This is a genomic window from Nitrosopumilus piranensis (assembly GCF_000875775.1).
Taxonomy (GTDB): Archaea; Thermoproteota; Nitrososphaeria; order Nitrososphaerales; family Nitrosopumilaceae; genus Nitrosopumilus; species Nitrosopumilus piranensis.
Map to the genome: position 1 here is coordinate 949772 of NZ_CP010868.1, position 18447 is coordinate 968218.

The 18447-nt window shown below is 36.8% G+C and carries 18 protein-coding genes and 2 rRNA genes; 13 read left to right on the forward strand and 7 right to left on the reverse strand.

Annotated features, from left to right (window positions below; genetic code table 11):
* The first annotated feature begins 27 nt into the window (after positions 1 to 27).
* Both NPIRD3C_RS05580 and NPIRD3C_RS05585 read left to right on the forward strand, forming a co-directional pair.
* Positions 28 to 1498: ribosomal RNA gene (locus tag NPIRD3C_RS05580) — 16S ribosomal RNA — on the forward strand.
* Positions 1499 to 1645: 147 nt separating this feature from the next.
* A 23S ribosomal RNA gene (locus NPIRD3C_RS05585) occupies positions 1646 to 4635 on the forward strand.
* The 16S and 23S rRNA genes sit together here, the layout of an rRNA operon.
* Positions 4636 to 5174: 539 nt before the next feature.
* Here the strand turns inward: NPIRD3C_RS05585 and NPIRD3C_RS05590 are convergent.
* Positions 5175 to 5654 carry an RDD family protein gene (locus NPIRD3C_RS05590; RefSeq protein WP_182126906.1) on the reverse strand — a complete coding sequence of 160 codons (480 nt, stop codon included), beginning with the start codon at positions 5652 to 5654 and terminating at the stop codon, positions 5175 to 5177.
* Positions 5655 to 5752: 98 nt separating this feature from the next.
* On the opposite strand from NPIRD3C_RS05590, the gene NPIRD3C_RS10990 reads away from it, so the two are divergent.
* The 8 genes from NPIRD3C_RS10990 (at position 5753) to NPIRD3C_RS05625 (ending at position 11350) form a co-directional block, all read left to right on the forward strand.
* Positions 5753 to 5884 carry a hypothetical protein gene (locus NPIRD3C_RS10990; protein WP_255430772.1) on the forward strand — a complete coding sequence of 44 codons (132 nt, stop codon included), beginning with the start codon at positions 5753 to 5755 and terminating at the stop codon, positions 5882 to 5884.
* Positions 5885 to 5924: 40 nt separating this feature from the next.
* Complete coding sequence (locus NPIRD3C_RS05595; RefSeq protein WP_148704146.1) at positions 5925 to 6767, forward strand: methyltransferase domain-containing protein; 843 nt, start codon at positions 5925 to 5927, stop codon at positions 6765 to 6767.
* A 905-nt stretch (positions 6768 to 7672) separates the two neighbouring features.
* Entirely contained in the window at positions 7673 to 8056 is a 384-nt protein-coding gene (locus NPIRD3C_RS05600; protein ID WP_148703216.1) for a DUF6659 family protein, read from the forward strand.
* 82 nt (positions 8057 to 8138) lie between these two features.
* A complete protein-coding gene (locus NPIRD3C_RS05605) occupies positions 8139 to 9014 on the forward strand; it encodes a hypothetical protein (protein WP_148703217.1) in 876 nt (291 codons plus the stop codon).
* 47 nt (positions 9015 to 9061) lie between these two features.
* Entirely contained in the window at positions 9062 to 9514 is a 453-nt protein-coding gene (gene msrA, locus NPIRD3C_RS05610) for a peptide-methionine (S)-S-oxide reductase MsrA (RefSeq protein ID WP_148703218.1), read from the forward strand.
* 103 nt (positions 9515 to 9617) lie between these two features.
* The gene (locus NPIRD3C_RS05615) at positions 9618 to 10463 is read left to right on the forward strand and encodes an alpha/beta fold hydrolase (RefSeq protein ID WP_148703219.1); all 846 of its coding nucleotides are present in this window, start codon (positions 9618 to 9620) and stop codon (positions 10461 to 10463) included.
* Positions 10464 to 10499: 36 nt separating this feature from the next.
* Positions 10500 to 10925 carry an AbrB/MazE/SpoVT family DNA-binding domain-containing protein gene (locus tag NPIRD3C_RS05620; RefSeq protein ID WP_148703220.1) on the forward strand — a complete coding sequence of 142 codons (426 nt, stop codon included), beginning with the start codon at positions 10500 to 10502 and terminating at the stop codon, positions 10923 to 10925.
* Positions 10922 to 11350, forward strand: coding sequence for a hypothetical protein (locus NPIRD3C_RS05625; RefSeq protein WP_148703221.1), 429 nt, complete (start codon positions 10922 to 10924; stop codon positions 11348 to 11350). Before NPIRD3C_RS05620 ends, NPIRD3C_RS05625 begins: the two co-directional genes overlap by 4 nt.
* Positions 11351 to 11383: 33 nt before the next feature.
* On the opposite strand, the gene phaC is transcribed toward NPIRD3C_RS05625, so the two are convergent.
* Together phaC and NPIRD3C_RS05635 are read right to left on the reverse strand one after the other, a co-directional pair.
* Entirely contained in the window at positions 11384 to 12448 is a 1065-nt protein-coding gene (gene phaC / locus NPIRD3C_RS05630; RefSeq protein WP_148703222.1) for a class III poly(R)-hydroxyalkanoic acid synthase subunit PhaC, read from the reverse strand.
* Positions 12438 to 13016, reverse strand: coding sequence for a poly(R)-hydroxyalkanoic acid synthase subunit PhaE (locus tag NPIRD3C_RS05635; protein WP_148703223.1), 579 nt, complete (start codon positions 13014 to 13016; stop codon positions 12438 to 12440). The genes phaC and NPIRD3C_RS05635 overlap by 11 nt, the downstream gene beginning before the upstream one ends.
* 53 nt (positions 13017 to 13069) lie before the next feature.
* On the opposite strand from NPIRD3C_RS05635, the gene NPIRD3C_RS05640 reads away from it, so the two are divergent.
* Positions 13070 to 13462 (forward strand): DUF6659 family protein, encoded by a 393-nt coding sequence (locus tag NPIRD3C_RS05640; protein WP_148703224.1) that lies wholly within the window; start codon positions 13070 to 13072, stop codon positions 13460 to 13462.
* A gap of 35 nt (positions 13463 to 13497) precedes the next feature.
* A complete protein-coding gene (locus tag NPIRD3C_RS05645; protein ID WP_148703225.1) occupies positions 13498 to 13905 on the forward strand; it encodes a phosphoribosyltransferase in 408 nt (135 codons plus the stop codon).
* 4 nt (positions 13906 to 13909) lie between these two features.
* On the opposite strand, the gene NPIRD3C_RS05650 is transcribed toward NPIRD3C_RS05645, so the two are convergent.
* Together NPIRD3C_RS05650 and NPIRD3C_RS05655 are read right to left on the reverse strand one after the other, a co-directional pair.
* Positions 13910 to 14821, reverse strand: a complete 912-nt coding sequence (locus NPIRD3C_RS05650; RefSeq protein ID WP_148704147.1) for a transcription initiation factor IIB — start codon at positions 14819 to 14821, stop codon at positions 13910 to 13912.
* Between the two features lie 108 nt (positions 14822 to 14929).
* Positions 14930 to 16369 carry a M57 family metalloprotease gene (locus tag NPIRD3C_RS05655; protein WP_192827836.1) on the reverse strand — a complete coding sequence of 480 codons (1440 nt, stop codon included), beginning with the start codon at positions 16367 to 16369 and terminating at the stop codon, positions 14930 to 14932.
* A 118-nt stretch (positions 16370 to 16487) separates the two neighbouring features.
* Between NPIRD3C_RS05655 and NPIRD3C_RS05660 the strand changes: the two genes are divergently transcribed.
* Positions 16488 to 16829, forward strand: a complete 342-nt coding sequence (locus NPIRD3C_RS05660; RefSeq protein WP_148703226.1) for a hypothetical protein — start codon at positions 16488 to 16490, stop codon at positions 16827 to 16829.
* A 1-nt stretch (position 16830) separates the two neighbouring features.
* Here the strand turns inward: NPIRD3C_RS05660 and NPIRD3C_RS05665 are convergent, their stop codons facing one another.
* Positions 16831 to 17838 (reverse strand): biotin--[acetyl-CoA-carboxylase] ligase, encoded by a 1008-nt coding sequence (locus tag NPIRD3C_RS05665; protein ID WP_148703227.1) that lies wholly within the window; start codon positions 17836 to 17838, stop codon positions 16831 to 16833.
* 36 nt (positions 17839 to 17874) lie between these two features.
* Entirely contained in the window at positions 17875 to 18396 is a 522-nt protein-coding gene (locus NPIRD3C_RS05670) for a hypothetical protein (protein ID WP_148703228.1), read from the reverse strand.
* Between the last annotated feature and the right edge of the window lie 51 nt (positions 18397 to 18447).

The following is an 18447-nucleotide window of genomic DNA, read 5'->3' on the forward strand; positions in this document are numbered from 1 at the left end:
TTCAATAATCAAAATCAAAAATTTCAGAATCCGGTTGATCCTGCCGGACCTGACTGCTATCGGATTGATACTAAGCCATGCGAGTCATTGTAGTAATACAAGGCAGACGGCTCAGTAACGCGTAGTCAACCTACCCTATGGACGGGAATAACCTCGGGAAACTGAGTATAATGCCCGATAGAACACTATATCTGGAATGGTTTGTGTTCCAAATGATTTATCGCCGTAGGATGGGACTGCGGCCTATCAGTTTGTTGGTGAGGTAATGGCCCACCAAGACTATTACAGGTACGGGCTCTGAGAGGAGTAGCCCGGAGATGGGTACTGAGACACGGACCCAGGCCCTATGGGGCGCAGCAGGCGAGAAAACTTTGCAATGTGCGAAAGCACGACAAGGTTAATCCGAGTGGTTTGTGCTAAACGAACCTTTTGACAGTCCTAGAAACACTGTTGAATAAGGGGTGGGCAAGTTCTGGTGTCAGCCGCCGCGGTAAAACCAGCACCTCAAGTGGTCAGGATGATTATTGGGCCTAAAGCATCCGTAGCCGGCTCTGTAAGTTTTCGGTTAAATCTATACGCTCAACGTATAGGCTGCCGGGAATACTGCAGAGCTAGGGAGTGGGAGAGGTAGACGGTACTCGGTAGGAAGGGGTAAAATCCTTTGATCTATTGATGACCACCTGTGGCGAAGGCGGTCTACCAGAACACGTCCGACGGTGAGGGATGAAAGCTGGGGGAGCAAACCGGATTAGATACCCGGGTAGTCCCAGCTGTAAACTATGCAAACTCAGTGATGCATTGGCTTGTGGCCAATGCAGTGCTGCAGGGAAGCCGTTAAGTTTGCCGCCTGGGAAGTACGTACGCAAGTATGAAACTTAAAGGAATTGGCGGGGGAGCACCACAAGGGGTGAAGCCTGCGGTTCAATTGGAGTCAACGCCAGAAATCTTACCCGGAGAGACAGCAGAATGAAGGTCAAGCTGAAGACTTTACCAGACAAGCTGAGAGGTGGTGCATGGCCGTCGCCAGCTCGTGCCGTGAGATGTCCTGTTAAGTCAGGTAACGAGCGAGATCCCTGCCTCTAGTTGCCACCATTACTCTCAGGAGTAGTGGGGCGAATTAGCGGGACCGCCGCAGTTAATGCGGAGGAAGGAAGGGGCCACGGCAGGTCAGTATGCCCCGAAACTCTGGGGCCACACGCGGGCTGCAATGGTAACGACAATGGGTTTCGAATCCGAAAGGATGAGGTAATCCTCAAACGTTACCACAGTTATGACTGAGGGCTGCAACTCGCCCTCACGAATATGGAATCCCTAGTAACTGCGTGTCATTATCGCGCGGTGAATACGTCCCTGCTCCTTGCACACACCGCCCGTCGTTTCATTGAAGTGAGCTTTTAGCGAGGTGACGTCTGATTGGCGTTATCGAACTTGAGGTTCGTGACAAGGGAAAAGTCGTAACAAGGTGACCGTAGGGGAACCTGCGGTCGGATCACCTCCTTAGATAAGGAAAGTGTACGGATGCACTAATCTTCACATCAAATCATCGATGCAATGCATCACGAAAGTGGTGTATGAAGGATGTAGCGGGTCCCTGCCAGGGGATTCGCAATGATCGTCGTGCATAGTCGTGTAATATGTGGCTGAATTTGCCGGTGTAAAGACGGTAATAGGTGGATTGCTAGGCTTGAGGAGAGATGAAGGACGTGGCAAGCTGCGATAAGCTCGGGGTAGGCGCACGCATCCTATGATCCCGAGATGTCCGAATGAGAATCTTGCACTTTTGTGCATTCCAGTACACTAGTATTGGAAGTCGAACCGTGGGAATTGAAGCATCTTAGTACCACGTGGAAAAGAAATCAATTGAGATTTCCCAAGTAGAGGCGATCGAAAAGGAAAGAGCCCAAACTGAATCCTTCGGGAGATGTGGTGTTTTGGTATGATAATATGGAATCTTGAAACACAGCTGAAATGTTCTGAAAAGTACTGACATAGAGGGTGATATCCCCGTAAGCGAAATGGGAAGAGTCCTATTCATACCCGAGTAGTTGTCCTTGGTAGTGGGCAATGAATATGGGTGAAAGTAGCATCCGAGGCTAAATATCTCTCAAGACCGATAGTGGACTAGTACCGTGAGGGAAAGCTGAAAAGTACCCCGGAAGGGGGGCGAAAAGTGCATGAAACCTATTACTTACAGACGTGCATGGCATGGAAGGTGATTTTTTCATTTTGGAGATTCTAGCAATAGAGTTGAAGATTTGATGTTCAAGTCATCAGTGTCATGCGTTCCGTCTCGAAACACGGGCCAGGGAGCTAACTGTCATGGCAAGCTTAAACCTGTAAAGGTGTAGGCGAAGGGAAACCGAGTTCTCGCAGCATTGTGAGGAGAAGCGTGTGAAAGTGCGTAGAGTCATGGCGGCTAGGCTAGAAGCCAGTCGATCTATTCCTGGGCTAGATGAAGGCGGGCGAAAGCCCGCTGGAGGTCTTAAGACGTTCTGACGTGCAAATCGTTGTTGTGACCTGGGAATAGGGGTCAAAAACCAATCTAGACTGGCGCTCGCTAGTTCCAACCGAAGCGTCTCGCAGGGCGTGCTTTGTGGAGATAGTGTTTCCGGTAGAGCACTGATAGAGCGGCGCGGGGGAGAAATCCCTCACCGCTCATTCAAACTCCGAACGGATATACATCGTAGAAGCAAGGACACGGGTTCATGTGGCGTAAGGCTCATGACCGAAAGGGGTTTAACCCAGACTGAAGTTAAGGTCCCCAAATTTTTGCTAAGTGTCAAGCTAAAGAGCGTGTTCTCGCCAAGACAGCAGGGAGGTAAGCTCAGAAGCAGCTATCCTTTAAAAAGTGTGTAACAACTTACCTGCCGAGGGGGGATGCCTCAAAAACGGACGGGGCTAAAGCAAAGTACCGATACTTTAGATAATCATCAGTGGATGATTCGTGGTAGGTTGGCGTAGTGATTGGGTCGAAGCAGGGCGGTGACGTCCTGTGGACCGGTTTCTATTGCAGATCCTGGCGGCAGTAACAGCATAGTATGGTGAGAATCCATACCACCGTAAGCGCAAGGGTTTCCAGGCAATGCGTTATCAGCCTGGAGGTAGTCGATCCTAAGATGTACCTCAACAGAGTACACCGAATGGGAAACTAGTTAATATTCTAGTACCTTGCATTGAGCGTTTGAGCTATATGGTTCGCTTCCGGATAGGGATTGTACAATCGTCGTTGTATCTAACTATTCGAGAATTGGGGAGTGTCGTAATGACGAGAACCAGTTCGAGGTAGGAATGGCTTCGCGTTAGCGGAGTTTTCTCGATTCCAGGAGACCATGAAAGACTGTGTAGTTAGCAAAGTGCAAGCTCGTACCCAGAACCGACACAGGTGCGCTGGCTTAGTAAGCTAAGGTGCTACGGGTATACCGTATGGCGAGGGAATTCGGCAAATTAGTCCTGTAGCTTAGGTATAAGGGATGCCTGCGATCTTCATGAGGAATGGGGACCGCAGGTTGCAATGACAAGGGGGTTTCGACTGTTTAATAAAAACACAGGCGACTGCTAGTCCGAAAGGATTTGTATAGTCGCTGAATCCTGGCCGGTGCCGGTACCTAAAACTTGGGTTCAACCGAGCTAAGGGCCGGTTAACGCCGGGAGTAACTCTGACTCTCTTAAGGTAGCCAAATGCCTTGTCGGGTAAGTTCCGACGCGCATGAATGGAACAACGAGAGCCCCACTGTCCCCGCCTACAACCCGGTGAAGCCACATAAGGTGGACGAACAGTCCATCGCCTTCCATCGGGGAGAGAAGACCCCGTGGAGTTTTACTGCAGCTTGTGCTTGTGGTATAGTAAGAATTGCACAGGGTATCTGGGAGCCATGCTTAACACTCTCCGGGGTGTTGAGAAGCAACGATGTAACACCAGACTCTTTTTGCAGTACCACTTATCCAGTGAAGACCGGAGACACGTGCAGGTGGGCAGTTCGGCTGGGGCGGCACCCCTTTGAAAAGATATCAAAGGGGCCCAAAGTTGAGTTCAAACGGGGCAGAAATCCGTTGAAGAGGGCAAAGCCAAAAACTCGACTGAATGGATTTCCAAACGCACGGAATTCATAGACGAAAGTCTGGCTTAGCGATCCTTCGTGTGCCCACTATTGGGGCCCGGAGGTGACAGAAAAATTACCCCAGGGATAACAGGCTCGTCGCGGGCGAGAGCTCCTATCGACCCCGCGGTTTGGTACCTCGATGTCGGCTTTTCCTATCCTGGTCCTGCAGCAGGGGCCAAGGGTGAGGCTGCTCGCCTATTAAAAGGGAACATGAGCTGGGTTTAGACCGTCGTGAGACAGGTCGGTCTCTGCCTGATGGAAGCGTGAATAACTGAGGGGAAGTTGCTCCGAGTACGAGAGGAACAGAGCAGCGTGGCCACTGGTTTACCGGTTGTCTGACAAGGCAGGCCGGGCAGCTAAGCCGTTTAGGCTAAGTGCTGAAAGCATCTAAGCACGAATCCTATCCCGAGACAAGTTATTCTTTCGTAAGATGAAGGTCGGCAGCAGAAGACTGCGTTGATAGGAAGGTGGTGTAGATCACAAGCTTCGGCGAGTGGTGAGCCAGCCTTTACTAATAGACCAACACATCGGTTCAGCCACTTACATAGAGACTATGCGCGATGAATCATTTCATTCATCAAAAGTGGAATATACACGACTTGTACGATGATTTCATTTTTAATCATGCTTAGCGAAAGCTATAGAATTTATGATTTGAAATTTCCTAGTGAAAACTATACATCATTATTCACTTTGTAATCCAAAATAACATACAACCGCATGATGCTGTGATTATTTTTTAATAATTATTTTTCTATTCAAATGTTTGAATTATTTTTTCAAAATACTCTGATGCTTTTCTGAGAATTTGGGACTAGTCATCTGTAATAGTATGTTGAACAACATGGGGTACTGTTTCTGTAAGTAACAAACCTGCTACTTTTACAATCACTTTACCTCTGTCTTAGATGGTTTGGTGCTTTATTCTTCTAATTCTATGTCATTTTGAAGCTCTTTTGGTAATCCAACCCACCAATCCTTTTGGCTGTTTGACATCAAGAGAACAGATCAAAGGTTGCTAATAGATCTGTTGGTTAATTCTTCAAAGTAACAATTCAAGAAAATCTGACCTCTTTAATCTTTCAAATATATGATATCTGATGAATCTTGTGTATTTTTAATCTTTACAACTAAAGTGTCTCCCAATCTGTTGAAAATTCTTTGCCTTTTTTGATTGGTCAAAATCCATCCCAGCACAACATCAAATGGTAGTAAAAACGATTTTCCAAAACTACTAATTAAAACCCCTTTTAAGTTTAGATTTTTCCCATAAACGTCTGTACTTTTCAAATTAAGAATTTTCTTACCAATTGTCTGACCTGTTTTGTATTCCAAAACTGTCCAATAAACAAAAAATATGATGCTAGTTGGAATGTATTGAGTATTTTCTGCCCAAAAAGTTCCTTCATCAAATTTATAATCTATATTTCCAAATACTGCAAAAATAATTCCAGTTGAAATTGATGAAACAATGATAAAATCAATCAACCATGCAAAGAACCTATCTGACCATTTTGCAAGAATAATTTTTGATGAGATTTCTGAATCCCCCATAATTTAATTAATTATTTCAAATTTATAAAACATGTTAATCATTAGCTAACACTGTTTGCAACATATTTGATTTATCTACCCATGATTAATCAAAACACATGAAAGCAAAATTTGCAACATCTTGTGTCTCTTGTGGTGATAAGATTCAACCTGGAAAAGAGATATCAAAAAATAAGGATGAAAAATGGGTGCACAAACACTGTGCTGAAGATTCTGAAGGCCTACCCTAGAAATTAATATGACTCTATTCAATTAATTTTGAATTTATTTTTGATATCGATAAATCCTTTTGATGTGTTTTTGTGGACTTTTCGTAGAAATGAAAAGGACATTGTAAATCTCTACAATACACTGTCTCCGATTATGCAGCTTGCCACTGGTGGAAATATGCTAAATTTTGGTTATTGGTCCTCCGAACACTCTGAACCACTTACTGCTCAGAAAAACCTCTGCATGGTTTTTGCAAATCTAGCTGAACTTTCATCTGCAAGACATGTTGTTGATGTAGGGAGTGGCTTGTCTGACCCTTCTCATCTTTGGCAACAAAAATTTCCAAACCTCCATTTGTATGATGTAAATATCAATTATTCCCAACTTTTATTTGGAAAGAAACAGAAAATTGAATTGTTAAACTCTTCCTCAACCAAACTACCTTTTGCAAATAATTCTGTAGATCGTGTTTTAGCATTAGAGTCTGCACAGCACTTTAAGCCATTTTCTGATTTTATTTTTGAATCAAAAAGAATATTGGCAAATTCTGGATTACTTGTAATGGCTATTCCTGTAACTCTTGGAAATTCTTCTATCAAAGACTTAGGTATGCTAAAATTTACTTGGTCTTCAGAACACTATTCCTTAAATGATATAAAAAAAATTATTCATTCACATGGATTTATAATTGAAAATGAACAACTAATAGGAAATTCTGTATATGATCCACTTGCAGACTATTATATCAGAAATAGGGAGGAAATTAAAAAATCTATTTTAAAAAAATATCCAAACTATGTTGAAAACATATTATACAAATCAATTATTAAAATGAAAGAGGCATCTGAAAAAAAAATTATTGATTATGTACTTCTAAAATGTATTTCCGATACTACACAATGAGTATTCTTTTCAATCATGTAGTATAAGGCTTGAATATATTCATCTTCAGAAGTTAATCCGTCTATAAACCACACGATACTTGTTTTCCACCATGCGGGAATTTTCTTCAACAGGAATTCCTAAATCTTCATCAAGTAAAAATTGATAATTTCCTATGCCTTTTTATGAAACAATTTTTGAATCAATCATAATTCCATCATCATCAATTTTTTTAACTTCAAACTTTTCTGTTACTGTGTTTCCATATTTGCTTGTGTATGAGTAAGTTACATAATCTGTTTCTTTTGCACATATGCCTTCGACACATGATCTCTGACTAACATTGTATATTATTTTTGGAGAAATTATGTTATTATCGATTAACGCCCTAACTCCATATGGCTATAGGCTATCTTTGTATTTCCCATCTGCCCATCTTTTTGTGTCTGTTATTACCTCATGTGGCATTGTAGTGAACTCTGTGATGTGTCTTTTTTTAGAAAACTAGAATCTCCGAGATATTTTTCTATTTTTGCAAAAAGCACAATTCTCTTGCTTGATGTTCACTGCTCCATGATTGTATAAAATCCTACATGCTCTAATATTTGGATATTGGGGATGTATATCTACAAGTGTATCTTACCCAACCGATTCATATTACTCATAAAAAAATTCACAGAATTTCAAAATATCTTCAGGTGTTTTACTGAAAAATCAGATAGATGTGCAAAGGCATCTTGTACACTAAAACTTCCTAATATTATAATTGCTAAAATTAAAAATATTGTTATTTTCAACATTTTCAATTTTCAGTTTTTGCTTATTAATTTCATGTAAAAACTTGTTAACTTTGTGACCAATTTGGAAGATTTTCAATATGAATAATTGACTAGGTTTTTATTTTTGATATCTTGAATTATTTTATAATGTCTAGTTCTGAAGGAGTTTTGAAATTATATGGTGAAAAATGTGATAAATTACTAAAAGAATCTGAGATTCGTTTTGCCGGTATAGTTGATAAAGCTGGACAGCTTATTGCAGGTGGATTCAAGGAAGGATTGACTCCTCATGAAGGTGATGAAACACGATTACAATCATTTTTGGAATTTGTATCAAAGGCATCTATAAGAAAAGAATATGATGAAAGTTTGGGACCAATTAATTATCTTGCCGCAAGACGAGATAAGGCTGTTTTAGTGAGTTTCCCATTTCCTATTACGCAGATATTATTGCTGATTTCTGCAGAGCCGACAGCCAATATCGAAAATTTAGCAAAAAAAGTGGTTGAAATCTTTACTGATGTGAATTGACCTTTTAATTTCTGATAAATTCTTTAATACCTAAAAAAAATCTTTTTTATTGTTGATTAGATATTGTGCAGTTTTTTCAATCTTGATTCTATTTCCTTTTTCTTCTGCTTTTGGAATTGTCAATAATGTTTCTTTAAGTGATTCTTCTTTTATGGAAGGTGATATCATTAAAGTATCTGGAAATGTTCAATATGATCCTGAAAATTTTCCTGCTGTAATAATTACAATTTTGCCTCCAGACAATTCAGGTTTTGTTGCAGTTGATCAAAAAATTCCTAATTCTGATGGTAGTTTTTCTGCTTCATTCAAAACTGGTACCAGTTGGACTCAAGAAGGTACATACACTTTACGAGTTTCTTATGGGACAACATTTGAAACCAATTTTCAATATTTGTTTGCAAATAATGACCTGCCATCTACAACTTCATCTTCAGAACCAAAAACATCTTCAGAACCAAAAACATCTTCAGAACCAAAAACATCTTCAGAACCAAAAACATCTTCAGAACCAAAAACATCTTCAGAACCAAAAAAATTAGGTATTGCCCCGTTTGTTGATGTCTCAAAAGATCCTTGGCATTATGTTGAACGCTATAACAACGAACCTAAATACAAAAAATGGTTTGATGACAATTATCCTAATTACCAATCTATCTATGAGGCTGTAGGTTTGACAGGACCTGTAGAAAAAATTCCTCCTTGGATTAAACATAATGCTTCATGGTGGGCAGAAAAAGAAATTGATGATAACACGTTTGTTCAAGGAATTAAATTTATGCTAGAAAATGATATAATTTTAATTTCTGAAATGACTGAATCAAAATCGCTTACTGCTGAAAAAATTCCTGATTGGGTTCGCAATAATGCTAATTGGTGGTCTCAAAACATTATCTCTGATAATGAATTTATAAATTCTTTAAAATTTCTTATTGAACAAGGAATACTTGTAATAAACTAATTTTTTAAGCATATAGTTTTAATTTGATAAATTACTTATCTAATTTTATGAAGGCGACATTTGGTGCTGGATGTTTTTGGCATGTTGAGGATTTGCTTAGTAAAACAAAAGGTGTAAAATCTACACAAGTTGGATACATTGGAGGTAATTTACCTAATCCTACATATGAAGAAGTATGCACCGATAGAACGGGACACGCTGAAGCTGTTGAAGTCGAATACGATCCTAATGAAATTTCATATGAAGAACTTTTAGATGTCTTCTGGAACAACCATAATCCTACTAGTTTAAATCGTCAAGGCCCTGATGTGGGGATACAATATCGTTCTGCAATTTTCTATCATGATGAAAAACAAAAAGAGATTGCAGAAAAATCAAAACAACAACTTGATTCTTCTGGAAAATATGACAAACCCATAGTCACTGAAATTAACCCTGCACCTACATTCTACAAAGCAGAAGAATACCATCAAAAATATTTCAAAAAGAACGGATTCTAAGTTATTTTATGGCATTTAAATTCTGATTGTGTATTTTTAGTAACTTGCTCCTAAAATGCATGATTTGTTTTGTTGAATACTCTCTAAAAAACCATAATTTTTGATGATCGCAAAATTAACTAATACTTATCTACCGATAATAATTGAAGCTAAAACAGTGGATGAAAAATTTCTTGAAATCGATGGGAACAAGATTCGTTATTTAGAATCTGGAAATTTTGATAAAACATTGGTTCTTATCCATGGATTGGGGGCATCTGCTGAAAGATGGGAACAAGTAATGCCAATTTTTGCAGAAAAATTCCGTGTAATGATTCCTGATCTTATTGGATTTGGATATAGTGATAAACCACTTGCTGATTACACAATAGAATTTTTTTCAAATTTTCTTGAAAAATTCTTCTTGACTGCAAACATCTCTTGCCCTTATTTGATTGGTTCTTCTTTAGGAGGACAAATATCTGCTGAATTTACTGCATCGCATCCCAATGATGTTGACAAACTAATCTTGGTGTCTCCCTCCGGTGTTATGAAGCAGTCTACTCCTGCACTTGATGCGTATATTATGGCTGCACTATATCCTAACGAGCAAAATGCAAAAAATGCATTTGAAATGATGGAGGCTTCTGGTGAAAGCATCGATCAAAAAATTGTCGATAACTTTGTTGAAAGAATGAAGTTACCAAATGCCAAACTTGCATTTATGTCTACTATCCTTGGATTGAAAAATGCTGAAATCATCACAAAAAAATTACCTTCCATATCTACTCAAACCATGTTAATTTGGGGCAGTGAAGATCCAGTAATCCCAATTCAATACGCTGATGATTTTATTTCCTCTCTAAAGGACTGCCGCTTTGTTAGAATGGATGGATGTGGACACACTCCATATGTTCAAGATCCTCAAACTTTTTCAGAGAAGGTACTTGATTTTCTGGGGGCAAATTAGGTGCACTTAAATACCACTTAATTCCTACCATTACCTATGAGTGGTAATACAAACCAATATGATCCAAGTGAAATGTTCAAAGATTGGATACAAAAAAGTGGACGTGCTCAAGCAGAGTTTATGAAAAATTTTGGTGCTTTAATGAATAATCAAACTAGCAAAACATTCAACCCTTTAGATACTCTCAAAGAAGTTTCTGAAACTACTAGACAAGCTCAATCAAATTTGATGGAAAACATGTCTTCTATGCAAAACAAAAGTATGGATACTATGTTTAGCATTGGACAAATGCTTCCTTCTTTTATGAATTGGGGTGCATACAAAACTACCGTAAGTAGTAATGGTAGAATTTCGATCCCAGAGGCAGAACGTAATGCCCTCGGATTAGGCGAAGGTGACTTGGTTCAAGTCATCGTTCTTCCAATAGCAAAAAAATCAAAAGCTAGGGAGGTGAAAAATTGAGTAAGAACGAACAAGCACAATCAAATCCAAAAGATCTATTTTCTGTATATCAACAAAACGTAGATAAATTCTTCAACGGTATTAGAACATCAGTACCACAATATCATCAAGCAATTACAAATGTACAACAGGAATTCATACAGGCTTATGAAAACATTGCAGATTCTACCCTTTCACTACAAAAACAATTTGCAAAGAAAGCAGGTATTGCAGCAAACATTCCTGAAGCAACAATCAAAGTAATGCAAGATACAACAGAAGAAATCGTAAAGGCTACATCAATTCAGAACCAAGTAACACTTGCAACAATTGATGCAACACAACAAAATATCAAGACCTTTAATGACAACGCAAAATCATTTGCTGAGTTAAACAGAAACATTCTACAATCTTGGATTTCTGCATTCACCACAAAGAACAACTAGTGGCGAATCTATTTTTTTAATTTTTTTCCTTTTTTATGATCTTTCAGCCAACCATTGACCCAGCTCAGGCAATACCTTTTTCTGAGATAATGAACTAGCAATCATCCCAACATGGCCTGTGGGGTACATTCGCAATGTCTTGTCTTCACTTCCGACCGCGTAATGAAGTGGCATGCTGCATTCAGGTGAGACTAAATGGTCTCCTACTGCTACCTGTGTGAAAATTGGCATGTCTATTTTTTTCAAATCCACTAATTGTCCTTCTACATACATTTTATTTTGAATAAGCAAATTTTCTTGGTAGATATCTTTAATCCACTGCCTGAATAATTCTCCTGGAATTGGTGGTGTGTCTCCCAACCATTTTTCTACTCTTAGGAAACTATCTACAAATTTCTTGTTTTCAATATTTTTGAAAAAATTGACATATTTTTCAATACCTTGTTCAAATGGTTTGAGAACTGAAAAACAATAGTACATGAATTCTGGAGGCATGTTTCCAATAATTTCTACCATTTTATCCACATCCATATGCTTTGCAAGATTACTAATTACTGTGGTATCACGCCATCCATCAATTACAGGTGCAGTGGCAATGTAGTTTTTTACACTTTCTGGATGTAATGATGCATATGTTGTAGCAATTGTTGCACCAGTACAATATCCTTGCAATGAAATTTTTTCAGTGGATGTTTCGTTTTTAATGTATTCTACATATGTATCTAGATATCCATTAACATAATCATCAAAATCTAAATATTTATCCATGCTAGTCGGTGTTCCCCAATCAAGCATATACACATCAAATCCTTGTTGAAGTAAATTCCGCACCCAACTTTTTTCTGGATGTATATCCAAAATATGATATCTGTTAATTAATGCATATGAAATCAGCAAAGGAGTTTTGTGTTGTTTCTCAGTAATTGGCTTGTAATGTAATAATCTAGTTTTATCCATTTGTTGTACAATATCATGTGGAGTTACTTCCAAACTAATTTCATCCGGAGCTGCTACTAATTTTGGTGCATCAATAACATTTTTACTAAATTTTAGAATCTCTTCAATTATTTTTGGATCTACATTTGATTCACTTTGCATTTTTCTTCATCTCTTTTTTCTTTAATTCTAATTCTAGTTTTGCTACTCTTTTTTTGAGTGAATGTATTTCTTTGTAGACTTCATCAATCTCTTCTTTACTTGGAAGATTCACAGATTGTAGTATTACATTTGTGATGTTGTTCCAATGTTTTGTTAATTCTAATTCTTTTGAAACTAGTTTACCATAATTCTCTCCAAATTTTCCCGAATCAAACAATTCTGTAAAATCGTTATCAAAAATATCAATCCAAATTCTTTTGACTGCTTCCATTTGCTCAACATCATGAGGAATTTCAGGTGCTTTGAGATTGACTTTTTTTTGTGCATCACTCCATGTATCTGCTAGTTGTTTGTAGTACTCTGTTAGGTGCTTGTTAAACTCCATCAAATCCTCATTAATTTCAATTAATTCAGTTGATATTTTCTTAGAATTTGCGGCAAAAGCACGCATTGGACCAATTGATGCTAATGCTTGTGGTTTGCTTGACATTAAATGCACAATATCTGTCCAGAAAAGTGAAAGATGTTTGTAATAATCTGTAATGTCTTTAGTGGACTCTGATTGCATAGACATCTTTTAAAACAGATCGCAATAAATAGTTCGCTTACATAATTAGACAAGTGGAGAACATAGAAGAACTAGAGAAAATTTGTCAAAAAATTACAAAATTAGATCCTAAAATGCGCTCAGCTAGGCTCATCAATAGTAGAGGTCATTTGATTGCTGGTGGAATGAAAGAAGGCTTGCTTTCGCTTGAGGCACAAAAACAAGATGAAATGATGTTTATGGAATTGGCATTACGTGTTAGAATGAGACATGAATTTGACAAAGAGTTTGGTCAAGTTCATTTTTCTATGTCTTATCGTGATAAAGTAATTGTTATGAGTTTTCCATTATCCAATGATGATGTACTGTTAGTGTCTTGTGAGAAAGAAATTGATTTTGGGAAAATACCATTTAACATCCTTAAAATTATTGAAAATCTTAAAAAATCTCCTATGAAAACATTTTGATCACAACAACTTAATTCTGCTCATCATAATTTACAATATTGTCTCAGGAAGTAGATTGGCATGAAATTGAATTGCTTGTAAAAAACATCTCTCAAAAAATAACAAAATCATCTCGAACTTTTTCTAGTATTACCACTCTTAGCAGGGGTGGATTAATTCCTGCACGTCTAATAGCAGATCAGTTGGGAATTAAAAAAATATATGTTGATAAAAATAGCATATCTGCAAATTCTTTGTTTGTTGATGATATTTTTGATACTGGTAATACTTTTAATAAAATCATTAAGCGAGTTGATATTCCTTCAAAATTTGTTTATGTAACCCTGTATGCCCGACGCGGAAAAAAATACCCTGAACAATTAGTATATGCTAAACAAACTGATGATGATGAATATGTTGTATTTCCTTGGGATAAATTAGAATTTGAAAGATCTCAGAAATAACTTCTTAATCATTAATTATTTTTCTTAATCCTGCACATCTGTTTCTAATGGTAACTTCTGTTACTCCTGATGCTATGGATATGTCCTTTTGTGATTTTACTTCTCCAGTACTAATACATGCAAGATACAATGCGGCAGCAGCTATTCCCATTGGGTCTTTTCCTGCAACTACTCCCATCTTCTTTGCTTCATTTAATATGGCAATTGCTTTTCGTTTACTTTTTTCACTGAGTTCTGCAATGCTAGCAATTCTAGAAACTCCTTTCACTGGATCAACTACTGGCATTTTTAATTCCAACTCTCTGAAAATTAATCTATAACATCTTGCAACATCTTTTCTTCTAATGTTGATTCCTTTTGCAACATCGTCTAGTGTTCTTGGGGTCTCTGTATTTCTACATGATGCATAAAGACATGCTGCCACCAACCCTTGAATTGAACGCCCTCTGACAAGTTTTTTCTCCATTGCTTTTCTGTAGATATAAGCAGCTTTTTCAATTACTGCATCAGTTAATGCTAATTTGTCTTTTAGTTTATCCATTTCATTTAGTGCTTGTCTTAGGTTTCGATCTGCTGAAGAATGTGCTTGACTTCTGCTATCCCAAGTTCGTAATCTTTCAATTGAACTCTTTACACTTGCAGACAGTGGTTTTCCTGTTGAATCTTTGTTTGCTGCTCCAATTACAGTTGACAGACCCATGTCGTGCATTGTAAGTGATGTTCCTGCACCTGTTCTTGCTTTGTTTCCTTCATCATTTGAAAAAGAACGCCACTCTGCCCCAGTATCTGCAATTTTGTCTGAAACAACAAATCCGCATTTTCCGCAAAATAATTCACCTGTGTTCTCATCTGTAATCATTTTTTTATCGCCACAGGCAGGACATTTTGAACCTGTAACCATTGGGTTTCTAAGCATAATACTTTGGATTTCTTTTATTACCTTATTATCCATTTTACCTGATTTCTACCGGTTATTTGTGTGTAGGTTAAGCTAATTCTGTTTTTTCAACAATTTTTCAAAAATTTAGCTTAACAAACAATATGCATATGATGGTGTGAATGAGGGATACATTATGCTGGTTTTATCTTGGACATGTTTCAAACCTATAGAATGACCCAGCTCATGAGTCATTATCGTCTCTACACTTTTAACATCATACAATTGAAAACTTCCATCACAATTGTAATCCCCTAGTGTAACTTCCAGCACTCCTTTTCCAAGATGTGCATGTCCTAAGACACCTTCGCCGATATTTCTAACTACCCATGTTACCCAAACATTTGCTTCATGTTTTAAATCAGTTATCTCAAATTTCATTTTTGCCTTTTGATCGTTTGTGATAAGTTCTTGCTCTTCCCAAAATGCAAATGAATTACTTAGTGTACTTACATGATCTAGTGGAAGACCTGTAGGCTGTTCATTAATGAAAACTTTGTAGTATATGATGTACGTTCCATTGACAATTTCATAGGTTGGATCTGGAAAGTTTTTTGCAGCTTTTTTTACTTCTTCTTCAAAATTCCATTTTATATAGTCTCTAAGAAATTTTTTAATTACATCTTGACTAGGATTTGAATATTCAATATACCGTGTCTCTTTTGAAATGTTATTTTTAATATCTTTTAGATATTTTTTAAATAGATAAAATTCATAGTCTGATTCCTCTTGTGTTTTTTGTGGTGTCTCTTCAATATCAATTACAATTAAACCATTTTTTATCATGTATTGAATACCTTGAACAAATGATTCATCATCAATTTGATTGTCTGCCCACCAACCTGCATTATTTTTTATCCACTGAGGTATCTTTTCTTCAGAAATATTTTGGGTTTCAATTGATGGTATCTGAATAATTTTTTTATTTATCATGTATAGTAATGCGGCAACAAATTCTGAATCATCAATACTGTCATTTGACCACCATTTTGCTATTGGCTTTATCCAGTCCGGTATCGATATTATTTCCTGACTTTCGAATCTTTCAGGTTTTTCTGTAGGTGTGTATGGATATTTTGAAACAACTTTGTCTACAAATTCTTTGTAATTTTTTATGACGGTGCTATCTGGTTTTTCTTGTAGAGCTTTTTCAAAATATGCTAATGCTTCTTGATATTCACCTAAATTCCCAAACCCTACACCCATTCCAGTTAATGATATGACATCATCAGGTTTGTCTTGTAAAATTTTAAAAAATTGTTCTAAAGATTTTGTGTGATCTCCAAGATTGCTTTGAGCAATTCCCTTCATCTTCAATGTAGATATATTGTTTGGTGCACTCTCAAGTATTTTATCATAAATTGTTATTGCTTGTTTGTATTCTCCATTAGAAAAATACTTCATAGCTTGATTGAACATAATTTCTGGTTCTTCATCTGATTGTGCAAATGAAAAATTTGCAACACTTTGCATTCCAAGTAACATGATAAATAAAATACAAGAAATTCTCCTTACACCATTTATCATGTAAAATGAGTGCTACATGGTTTATTTTTATTTTCTACTAACTTTTGTGCATACTTTTCATATTGTTTCATATGTATTTTAGAAAATCTTTAATTTATTGGGAGTTTGTGTTTTGATATTGAAAAAGATTGGTGCAGGGGAAATCATCTATGAACTTCGTAAACAAATACAACAAGCACAAGCAGATTTGGCACGATTAGGTGATCCTTCATCTGATATTCCTGAATTAGTTGACACTGCAAATCTTATTAGATCCAATGAATACCTTCAAAAAGCAAATACTAAACAAAATGAATTGATTGCTACCTATGAGAAATACTCTAATGCCTTGGAGGAGTTGCTCTCTACTTTGTTTGAGATACAAAATGAACTTAAAGAGATTGTAAAAGAACAGTCTTCTATGCTTTCCAAACCAAAGCGCTCTTCAAAGACTAGAAAACCAAAAAACACAAAAAAATAATTTATTTTCCTAAGTGGACTATGTCCCCTGCAATTACCCTATTTGTGTTACTATTATTTGATAAAATTAGCGCACCATCAGCATCAATTCTAATTGCCTTTCCTTTTATTTCCCCCTCAACTGTATTTATTTTGACATTTTTTCCAATAGTTGATGATCTTTTTGTCCATTCTGAAATAATTTTTTTTGTTTGTCCTGAATTTAGTAATTTGTATATTTTTTCCAATTCTACCAAAAACGATTGAACTAATTCCACTGGTTTAATTTTTGTTTTATATTCACTAAGTGAGGCAACACCATAAAAATTAGGAGTGCTGCTGAGATTTTTTTCAATTTTTTTTACATCTACATTAAAATTTATTCCAACACCTAATACTAAACTCTCAATTTTGTTTGACTCTAGTGATGCATCAACTAACATCCCTGCCAGTTTTTTTCCTCTAACCGTTAAATCATTTGGCCATTTTAGTTCTGGAGAAACCTTCAATGTCTTTTCCAATGCTATAGCTAATGCTAATGCTGAGGCAATAGGAAATAATGTTGCTGTTGATATGTCAAATTTTGGATGCAAAATAATTGAAAACCATATACCTCCTTTTGGCGAGACCCATTTTCTTCCTGATCTTCCTCTTCCAATAGTTTGTTTTTCTGCAACTATTATGGCTCCATTTCTTTCAGGGTCTTGTGCCATTTTTAGAGCTTGATTTTGTGTAGAATCTGTTGAATCAAAATAAAATGCTTGTTGTCCAATCATTTTTGTCTTTAATCCTGAAGTAATTTCCCATGGAAGTAATGCATCTGAATTTTCTGTTAATCTGTAGCCTAGTTTTTGCTTTGATTCTACAGTATATCCTAATTCTTGAATTTTTTTAATATGTTTCCAAATTGCAACTCTGCTAATTCGTAGAACATCACTCAAATCTTGACCTGAAAGATATTCTGTATTGTGTGTCTGTAAAAATGTAAGAACTTTGATTAATCCTGGATTGTCAAATGAATTGTAAATCAATTGTAATTTCTTTTTGTTTCAAGTATAAAATTTACACTAGAATCCAATATCTATGTCAAAACCACCATCGTCCATGCCGCCATCATGTCCTCCACCATCGTCCATGGTTCCATCAGAACCTTCTGGCATACTTTCAGCTGGAACATAATCTCCCATACTGGCACCAATCATACTGAACATCATACTAAACATCATTATGTCCATAATTCCAAAAAACATCATCATTGGGAAAAATGATCTATTGTCATCCATGAAACCTTGAAGTTTTTGTTTATCTCCACTTTGGTATAATGCTTGCATTTGATTCCATTTCTCTTTAACTTCATGTAATCTGTGATCTAGCTCGTTTGAACCTTTATTCGTAATCTCTAATTCAATTTTTTTTCCTAACCATCCTTTTTTTTCTTCAACTGTTATGAGGTTTCTTTCTTCTAGTTTTTCTAAAATGGAATTAAGTTCGTCAGGTTTTATTTGAGTTGCTTTCTGTATTTTGTCAAATTTCTTATTACCTCTCCTGATTGCACCTAAAACAATAATGTCTTTTGCCTCTCCTTCCATATCTTTCCATTTTCTATACTATTAAAAAATTCTTTGTTTAGTATTTCAAAA